The organism is Tardiphaga sp. (assembly GCF_044336785.1).
Taxonomy (GTDB): Bacteria; Pseudomonadota; Alphaproteobacteria; order Rhizobiales; family Xanthobacteraceae; genus Tardiphaga.
This window is the reverse complement of record NZ_JBIIOT010000054.1, coordinates 17,296-26,150: the sequence shown is the minus strand read 5'-3', so window position 1 is coordinate 26,150 and position 8,855 is coordinate 17,296. Positions and strand designations below refer to the sequence as shown.

General features: G+C 60.9%; 10 protein-coding genes. 2 read left to right on the top strand and 8 right to left on the bottom strand.

All coding sequences use genetic code 11. The features are described from left to right. Positions 1-65: 65 nt before the first annotated feature. Positions 66-890, top strand: a complete 825-nt coding sequence (locus ACIQ2A_RS16175; RefSeq protein WP_398480959.1) for an ABC transporter permease — start codon at positions 66-68, stop codon at positions 888-890. 10 nt (positions 891-900) lie between these two features. On the opposite strand, the gene ACIQ2A_RS16170 is transcribed toward ACIQ2A_RS16175, so the two are convergent. The 6 genes from ACIQ2A_RS16170 to ACIQ2A_RS16145 all read right to left on the bottom strand — a co-directional run bounded on the left by ACIQ2A_RS16170 (position 901) and on the right by ACIQ2A_RS16145 (position 6,447). Beyond that, entirely contained in the window at positions 901-1,380 is a 480-nt protein-coding gene (locus ACIQ2A_RS16170) for a hypothetical protein (protein ID WP_398480957.1), read from the bottom strand. Between the two features lie 26 nt (positions 1,381-1,406). Continuing rightward, positions 1,407-1,913 (bottom strand): hypothetical protein, encoded by a 507-nt coding sequence (locus ACIQ2A_RS16165; RefSeq protein WP_398480956.1) that lies wholly within the window; start codon positions 1,911-1,913, stop codon positions 1,407-1,409. Between the two features lie 27 nt (positions 1,914-1,940). Next, a complete protein-coding gene (locus ACIQ2A_RS16160; RefSeq protein ID WP_398480954.1) occupies positions 1,941-3,308 on the bottom strand; it encodes a caspase family protein in 1,368 nt (455 codons plus the stop codon). A gap of 197 nt (positions 3,309-3,505) precedes the next feature. Then, positions 3,506-4,564 (bottom strand): alcohol dehydrogenase, encoded by a 1,059-nt coding sequence (locus ACIQ2A_RS16155; protein ID WP_398480951.1) that lies wholly within the window; start codon positions 4,562-4,564, stop codon positions 3,506-3,508. A gap of 68 nt (positions 4,565-4,632) precedes the next feature. Further along, positions 4,633-5,877 (bottom strand): hypothetical protein, encoded by a 1,245-nt coding sequence (locus ACIQ2A_RS16150; protein ID WP_398480949.1) that lies wholly within the window; start codon positions 5,875-5,877, stop codon positions 4,633-4,635. 222 nt (positions 5,878-6,099) lie between these two features. Further along, on the bottom strand, positions 6,100-6,447 hold the full coding sequence (locus tag ACIQ2A_RS16145) for an HNH endonuclease (RefSeq protein ID WP_398480947.1): 348 nt from the start codon (positions 6,445-6,447) through the stop codon (positions 6,100-6,102). A 37-nt stretch (positions 6,448-6,484) separates the two neighbouring features. On the opposite strand from ACIQ2A_RS16145, the gene ACIQ2A_RS16140 reads away from it, so the two are divergent. Next, positions 6,485-6,820 carry a hypothetical protein gene (locus ACIQ2A_RS16140; RefSeq protein WP_398480945.1) on the top strand — a complete coding sequence of 112 codons (336 nt, stop codon included), beginning with the start codon at positions 6,485-6,487 and terminating at the stop codon, positions 6,818-6,820. A gap of 142 nt (positions 6,821-6,962) precedes the next feature. On the opposite strand, the gene ACIQ2A_RS16135 is transcribed toward ACIQ2A_RS16140, so the two are convergent. Both ACIQ2A_RS16135 and ACIQ2A_RS16130 read right to left on the bottom strand, forming a co-directional pair. Further along, the gene (locus ACIQ2A_RS16135) at positions 6,963-8,168 is read right to left on the bottom strand and encodes an acyltransferase family protein (RefSeq protein ID WP_398480943.1); all 1,206 of its coding nucleotides are present in this window, start codon (positions 8,166-8,168) and stop codon (positions 6,963-6,965) included. Between the two features lie 75 nt (positions 8,169-8,243). Then, a complete protein-coding gene (locus ACIQ2A_RS16130) occupies positions 8,244-8,540 on the bottom strand; it encodes a hypothetical protein (RefSeq protein ID WP_398480941.1) in 297 nt (98 codons plus the stop codon). Positions 8,541-8,855 lie beyond the last annotated feature (315 nt).

The window sequence follows — 8,855 nt, the reverse complement described above, 5'->3', positions numbered from 1 at the left end:
ATAAGCGAAGGAAGACTGGATTGCTTCGCTTCGCTCGCAATGACGATCGATAACACGAGCCAGACATGTCCGCACGCGTTTCCACATCGATGCTCGCAGCCATGACTGTCCCCGGCGCCGTGGTGCTGGGGCTGTTCTTCCTGTTGCCTGTGGGCGCGGTGCTGATCGGGGCGCTCACCGATGGCGGCAGCGCCTTCGCGCGCCTCACCGCCGATCCCGTATTCTGGAACGGGCTGCGCGGCACCATGGTGCTCGGCACCGTGGCGCCGCTGTTCTCGCTCGTGGTCGGCTTCTGCGTCGCACTGGCGCTGGCGCGCTTGGCACCGGGCCTGCGCACAGCGGCGCTGATCGCGATCTCGCTGCCGCTGACGTTCTCCGGCCTGATCGTCGCCTACGGTTTTATCCTGCTGCTCGGCCGCGCCGGTTTCGTCACGCTGCTGCTGGCGAAGCTCGGCTTCGATCCCGCTGTCATCGGCGGCTTCATCTTCTCGCCGGTCGGGCTCGGACTTGCCTATTCCTACTATCTCGTGCCGCGCGTGGTGCTGATCGTGCTGCCGGCCATCAGCAATTTCGATCGCAACCAGATGCTGGCATCGCGATCGCTCGGCGCAGGTGGTTTCCGCACGCTGGTGGAGGTGATGCTGCCGCAGATTTTGCCGAGCCTGATCGCGGCCTATTGCCTGACGGCGGCAGTGGCGATCGGCGCCTATGGCACCGCGCTGGCGCTCGCGGGCACGCAGGTCAACATCCTGCCGCTGGTGCTCTACAGCAAGATCTCGGAGACCGGCACGGACCTGCCGGCGGCCTCCGCGGCATCGATCGTGCTGGTCGCCATCTGCGCGATCGTGGTCGCGATCGGCGAGACCATGCGACCACAACGCAAGGCGTAGACAGCGCCAATCACAGCTTCACTGCCGTCCATCGGCCGCTGCAGCCATTCGACATCTGCATCGATCCGCCGCCGCTGCGGCCGGACAGGCGGCCGGTCAAGACGGCACTCACGCCGCTGGTATTGGCAACCCCTTGGAACGCGCCACTCGAAGTGACGGTGCTGCCATCATTGGTGCGGCCGCCGGAGACTGTAAATGTGCTGTCGGCTGTGATGCCTGCGCATATCTTGCTTCGGCCGGTGAAGCTCATCCGCCACCTGCCATCGAACCGGGCGACACTCCCGCCGCCGTCATCGGAGCTTCGCCGGACCGGCGCTGCGCGCGGCTCGGATCGCTCGCGGCGCGCGGGTGCTGCGGCACGTGGCTCGGAGGACGAGCCGGACAGCGACTTGTTGTCGTTGCCGAGGCTGCCCCCGGTGGCGCCTTGGCTCCATGCGTGGCCGCTGCCGAGTGTGACGACGAGCAGGCAGGGAAGGGCGACTGATTTCATGAGGACCTGTGGGACTGTCATAGCGATCACTGCTTTGATGCGACCCAGCGGCCCGAACATCCGTCGGAGCGCTGGAAGGTGCCGGAGCCGGTGCGCCCGGACAGGCGGCCCTGGCTGGTGACGCCGATGCCGCTGTAGTTGCCGGCGCCGCGTACGCTCCCGTTGGCGCTCACCGTGGCGCTGCCGGCGCCGGAGCCCCCTGTCATCCGTCCGCCCGAGACGACGAATTGCTCTGTCAGCGTGTCGGAGCAGCCCGACGTGCCGGCGCTCGAGATCGACCAGACGCCGTCGAAACTCCCGCCACCACCGCCACCGCCTTCGCTACGGCTCCGCGTTGCGGTCTGGCGGCGCGGTGCGGGACGTTCGGTGCGTTCGCGGCGGGCAGGCGGGGCTGATCGGGATTCCGGGGCGGAGCCCGACAGGGTCTTGTTGTCGTTGCCAAGGCTGCCGCCGGTGGCGCCTTGGGCGAGGGCGGTGCCGCTAGACAGAAGGAACGCGGCTGCGCCAATTATCAAACCGGATCGAAGAGACATCGCAATCAACTTTCACAATGGGCTTGCTTACAATTTCGCGTCGGGACCTTTGACTGTATTGGCGCAAATGGCGCCGACGATGGAGCATGATTTTCGTGTCTTGCTGCATTGATCGATGGCCGCATCGCGTGCCTGTGCCAGCGTGCTGCGCGCCACCAGCGACCAGTTGCCGCCAAGCGATGCGAAGGCCCCGCAATTCGATCCATAGAACGACAGTTCAAGCCCGCAGGCCGCCGCGCCGCATTGCGCGCGGGCTTTGCCGACCGCGGATTTGCGCGACGGCTGGTCCCATGACATGCCCCATTTCTTGTCCTTGGCGTCGAACACGATAGCGCCCCAGGGCTTGACGTCCTGGATCGTCCGCAGGCGTTGCAGCAGGCCTTCGGTGGCTTCGCCGGTGGGCGGCAGGCCGCCCTTGAGCTGGAAGTCGCGGATGGCGACGGCGATGCCGTTCTTGCTGTTCAGCGGCTCCGGATCGAAGTTCAACTCATAGAGGCGATCGCTGATCTCCGTCAGCTTGACGGGATCGGTGATCGCGAGCTTGTCGAAGTCGATGCGCGGCGCGTCCGACAGCCGCGCTTCCTGCAGTGGCTTGTCCGGCACGATCAAGGGCACCGCCGGGGGCGGCGCCACGAAATAGAAATTGCCGTCGATCGGCGACGACGACACCCACGGCTGCTGAGCGCCGCCGGTGGAGCGCTTGACCGCCAGGCCGACCTGGTTGAACGTCTGGAAGATATCGAGGCCGGCCTGTCGCCCCGTGCTCGCCAGCGCTTTCGTGTAGGGGCTGTTGCCATCGACGCCGTCCTGCGCCACCGAGCCGGGCTGGGTGGCATAGGAGATCAGCGTGCCCTCCGGTGCGCGCATCTGCGCGAGGCCACCTTCCGCTGCGCGCAGGCCGCGGGCGCCAAAGGGATTGTTTCGGCAGGCATCGAGGATGACCATGTTGAGCCGCGTGCCCGCGCCCTGCATCTGCCGCAGCACGAGATTGACATCGACCATCTGGAAATCGACATCGGCCTCGCGGGTCGGATTGGCGCTGATCGGGACGAGGTAGTTGGCGCCGGAGACCTGCACGCCATGGCCGGCATAATAGAACAGCGCGACATCGGCGCCTTGCACCTGGCGGCCGAAATTCTGCACGGCGATATCGAGAGACGGCTTGTCGAGATCGAGCTGTGCGCCGCCGCCGACCAGTGTGAAGCCAAGCGCGGACAGCGTCTGCGCCATCAGTTTGGCGTCGTTCTTCGGATTGTCGAGGCGGGTGATGCTTTGATAGTTCGAGTTGCCGATGATCAGCGCAATGCGCTTCTCGGCATGAGCAATGCCGATCGTCGAAAGCGATGCGAGACATATCAGCGCGAGCGAACGCACGTAGCGGACAAAATGGTCCATGATCCCCACCTGGCAATGGGGATCATGGTAGCCGGGACGGCGTGAATCGCAATTGGCTGGACGCGCAGTCCTGGCTCTGTCCCTCATGATGAGGAGGCGCGAAGCGCCGTCTCGAACCATGAGATGTTAGAGCGCTGCCGCCATCCTTCGAGACGCCGCTGCGCGGCTCCTCAGGATGAGGGGGAGTATGAGGCGAGCTAGTTCGCCAGCATGATCCGCCCGACCACTTTACCGGCACGGAGCTGCTCGATCCATTTCTGCGCGTCGGCCATCGGCTCTTCCGTCATCGGCGTCGGCTTGACCTTGCCGGCGCGGGCGAGGGTCATCAGCTCCTTGGCCTCGTCCAGCGTGCCGACCATGAAGCCTTCCACAGTCAGGCGCTTGTAGATCCACTGCACCATTGGCAGGCTGAATTCGCCGCCCATCAGGCCGGACACCACCACCTTGCCGCCGCGGGCCGCCGCAGCGACTGCAAAATTCATGGATTTGTCGTTGCCCGCGAAATCCACCACGCCGTCGAAGCCGCCGTCGTTCTCCTTCACGATGCGCTTGGCGATATCGGGCTCGGAGGGATCATAGGCGAAGGACGCGCCGTTCTTCAGCGCGGCCTCGCGCGCTGCCGGATTGAGGTCGGCCACCGAGATCGGCTGCTTGAACATCGCCTGTGCAAGCGACAGCCCGGCCATGCCGACGCCGCCGAGGCCGACCAGCAGCAGATTGCGCTGGCGCGGACGATCGACCAGGCGCTTCAGCGCACCATAGGCGGTGATGCCCGAGCACATCAGCGTCGCAGCGACATTGGTCGGCAGCGGATCGTAATCGAGCAGGTATTTCTGGTCGGGCACCAGCACATGGGTGGCAAAACCGCCATCGAGGGAGACGCCGAGGAAGCGGTTGCGGGCGCACAGGTTCTCGTCGCCAGCGAGGCAGTCGCGGCACTTGCCGCAGCCGATCCAGGGGAAGACTGCCTGCTTCTTGCCGACCAGCGACTGGTCGCCTTCGGGGCCCACTTCATCGACGATTCCCGCGATTTCGTGGCCAAGGGTGAAGGGCAGGGTCATGCCACGCGTGGTGTCGAGCTTCTTGCCGCCGCCAAGATCGGCCCAGCCGTCCTGGATATGCAGGTCGGAATGGCACAGGCCACAGCGCTCGATGCGCACCAGCACTTCACGGCCTTGCGGCTTCGGCGTGTCGATGATGGTTTCGCAGAGCGGAGCGTCGAACTTGACCAGCGACTGGCGGATCATCTGAGCCATGATTTGTTTTTCCCTAGACTTTTCTGGCTCTTAGCAATCACAAGTTCACTAGAAGTTCAAGACGAAGTTCAAACTCTGTTCTTGGCCCGAAAATCGGCCACGATTACAGCGGTGTCGCGGTTACTTTCATCGTGCTCACGGCTGTATTTCGCCGTCTGCTCGAGCTTGGAATGGTCGGCTTCTTTGCGAGCGGCTTCGAGATTCCCGCCTGTCGCTTTGATGGTTTCGGTGATGCCGCCGGCGCGGGTGTCCATGTTGAAAACCTCTTTCGGGATGCCAACAGCATCGGCGACCTCGCGCCAGCGGAGGCGGAAGTTGTTCTGCTTCCAAGGTCGCCCAGTGCCATCTGAAACCACGACAGGTCCATAGCGCCGTTCGGCCGGGATGCGCGCCAGCTCCGCCATCGTCATCGGATAGAGCTTCAGGTCGCGCTTCATCAGCTTGCCCGTCTTCGAGGTGACGTGCTCTAGGATTAAGTCCGAGTTGATCTCCTCCCAGCGGATACCGCGGAGCCATTTACGGCCGCGGCGAACGATCGACGAGACACCTGGTTCCGAAAGAGGCACCCATTCGCCGATGATGTCCTTCTGCCGGGAGCGGAGGTCGAACTGCATGGCCTGGGCCAAGGCGATCGAGTGCAGCCCCAGTTCGTGAGCCTTGGCGATCAGCTGCTCGCATTGGCGCAGTGTCACCGTCTGCTTCCGGGCCTTCACGAGCTCGAAGCGCATGCCACTCATGATCTCGCGCAGACGGGCGCATTCGCTCTGCTGATTACGCGGCGCTTTTTCGATCTCATAGGTGGCACCGAACGACAGCATAAGACGGATATGCGTCATCCCGGCGTGCGCGGTCGCAATCCGCTCCTTGCCTTCCTTGCCGGTCGGCCAGCGCAGCTTCTCGTAGACCTGCTTCATTGTCCGAGCGTTCATTTCCGACAGAAGGTCGCCGCCACAAGCTTCGAGTACGCGCCTCATGATGGACTCGACCTGCTTGCGCGACTTGTAGGTCAGCGCGTGATACGTCGAATCCGGGTCCGTCTGATAGGCGTTGATGAGGTCGCGTATGCGGCCGCCGAACACGTTCGGCTGGTCGGTTACGAAATCGTACATCTCTTCCTGAAGCCGAGCGCACTCCTTGCGGATCAGGATCAGGTTTGACTCAGTCAGCTCGCTCTCGAACACGCCGATCTGATGCGTGGTTGGCTTGAAGCCTTTCTTTGCGATGTCCTGACGGCATATCCACACGGCCGCCCAGCCATTCTTTCGCGGCCGCCAGGCTAGGCCGGGCGCGGCCGCTATATGAGGTTTTTCCATTGGTGGTCTCCTGCCCAGCCGGATCGCCGGGGGCGGTGATGGTACGGTTGTTCCAAGAGTCCAGAAAGTCCCGAACAGATGGCCAATAGCGCTTTCCGCCGATGTCCTTGGGCGGAAATTTTGGGTGTTGACGCATGCGCTGGACGGCCTTCCGGCCGGCGTTGATACCAACGCCCATGCGTTCGATGATCTGCTTTTCGGTCACATAAAGCGTCGGCTCGCTCATGGTGCGTAACCCCGCCACTTGTTGATCGGCGCCGACGCACGGTGTTGAGCACCGGCAGGTCGAAATCCGACAGACCGGATCTTCGGGCTGCTCCGCAGATCGATGCCAATGTTCTTTGCGGCTTTCCGATAGACGCGGGACTTCTCGGCAACGTCCTCTGCAGTCTTCTCGCGATGCTTGTCGCGAAGCGCCGGCGCCAGGTTGCTCTCACGGTGTTCGCCGCCGTTGATCAGTGCGATGACGTGGTCGCAATCCCACGGCTCGCCCGGCTTTATCTTCCGGCCGGCGAGGTGGCACACGCCCTCATGCGCCATGAAGACGCGGCAATCGGGCGCTTGGATCAAGGATGCATCCGCATCGGGTCTCGTCCTTCAGCTCTGCGTGGCTGGTGGCAGCAACACGCTCGGCACCGCCGGAGCGTGGGCCACGACGACGGCGCCTGGCTATGCAGGGGCGACAGGTAGCGTCAACGGCGTAGCCGCGACCACTGACACGTTTCAAGCCACTGGCGTTCTAGTTCTTCCCGGAATTGAGCTGCCGTCATCGGAGCGGCTGCCCTTCATCATGAGATCAAAGGATGATGCCGAACTGTTGTGCCTGAAGCTGTTTGAGAAGCTGGATGGTAACATCACCGGCCTTGGCTTCCAGCGTCTGATCGGCACGTTTGGTTCGGGTGTGACGGAATCGAAAGCTACCTGGATTTTTAAAACGTCGTAAACGTGCACCGCCGGCGATGAGCAATACAAACGGGCAGTCGGCCGGTGGTCCGGATAGTACAACAGTCGATCAGTGCACGATCAGCCACACGGCCTCTAATACGCCGGCTATATGGGGTGCTGGCGCTACGGCGGATGCCCGCCTATTTTGACGCCGATCCCGATGTCGCGGGCGACAACTTGCCTATTCGCCTAACTTTCTTTGATAGTGTGATGGCTAGTCGATCGACGTGAACGAAAATTTTTGCGGCTAAAAAAGTCACAATGATAGTTGCGGCAGAAGCAAAAAATGCAGCGATGATGGCTGTCGAGTTAAATGAAAGCACTAAATAGAGCGCTGCGGACGGACCAAACAATATCGGCCAATGCAGCAAATATATCGAAAAAGACAGCTCAGAAAATTTGACGAGGCGCGGAACGGATAGTGCAGTTCTAGCTGCCCCAAACTGGTTTATGCCAAAAAACAGCATGAGCGCTCCGTAGATTTTCATAACAAACTTGGCTCCCTGTTGTGGATACAACAAAAGCGTCTTGCTCTCACAGAGGACGGTTATCCAGCGCGGGACCCAAAATTCCGCGACCACGCACGTAGCGATGCCAACTGCGATCAGCGGCACTGCGTGTCGAGCGCGCAGAACGGGAGCCCGTTCAGACAGCTGAAATGTTGCAGCCAGGCTTCCCAATATGAAGCACAAGTACGCACTTCTTATAAAAAACACGCAAAGCGTAAACACTGTAAAAAAGTAGAGGGGCTTGGAGGTGCGTCTTATCTTTACAAGCGCGTAGACTATAACTGAACCGAACATTTCCCAGCTGAGTGACCACATCGGAGAGGCGAAGGACCTTCCGACAAAGTCCTGCCATGGCGAGAGCCATTGGTATCCATCGTTCCAGGTGTATCCGATCAGCAATGCGTTTACGATTGCGTCTTTGAGAACGAAGGTCAGGCTCAACTCCGGTGTCCAGAGCATTGAAAGCCAGACCGACCCAGCTTCTTTTCCAGCTTCAATATGAGCGTTTTTGAAAATTGCGAATAATGCTGTAGCCAGCACGCAAACGGCCAAGGCGGGCAAACCAAGGCGAACCAGTCGTCCTACATAGGTTACGATTGGGCCGGCTTCCGATGCTCCGAAAGCTCGATCAAGCACATAGCCGCTCAAAATGAAGAAGAGATAGACTGCTGAATATCCATCATAGAGGAAAAACAGCGGTGAGTGGTGCAGATAGCCGAGAAGGTCAGGTCCGGCAGGTTCTGTTAATTTCGGGATGAAGGCCGAAAAGACGTGAAGCAGAACAACCTGCATCGCGGCAAGGCCGCGGATAGATTCTAGAAAACCGATACGTTGCATGACGAATTTCTGGCTGGAAGAATTACGCGGGCGGCCAGCTAAGGGCCGCCGAGCAGCCTCACTAAAGGTTCTGCTTCACCAGTGACTTTTCAGGTTGTCGGTTTCCTGTTCGTCGGCTGTGCGTTTTCGATACTGCGATGTTCCATCTGACATCATTCGGCGACGCACCCCGAGCGCGATGACATGCTCGCCGGTGATCAGCCGAATGTATTGTAGCGCCATGTAGTCATGCCAGGTGCCATCTCGGTAAGTTTTCCAATTTGACCTGTAGACGTCGATCATAAAGACGGTGCCGGTCGCGAGAATGGCCGCCGTCGTAATTAGCCCTGCATCCATGGTTGCCTCTTTGATCAGCGGAGATGTAGCGGACATTTCTAGCTTATACCAGCACGCGAGGTGCCCGGCGTTTCATCGCTTCACCCGGTAGTTCCGCCGAAAAGTCGCAGCATAGCCGCTGTTCGCACGCCCGTTGGTGACAAGTGAGCGCGGAAGCCCCGCTCGGAGACAATGAATATTTCCCATTCCCGAGGGTAAATTCCAATCGCTACCAACAGTGTTGCTGACAGCGACAGGCCCCATAAGACGACGCATTATCGCCGTGAGCGTCGCCGTGTCCGATCCACTGATGATGAAGAAGGCATTGCCCCGCTCGACAAGCCATTTGGGAAAACCTGGCTTGCGCCAAAA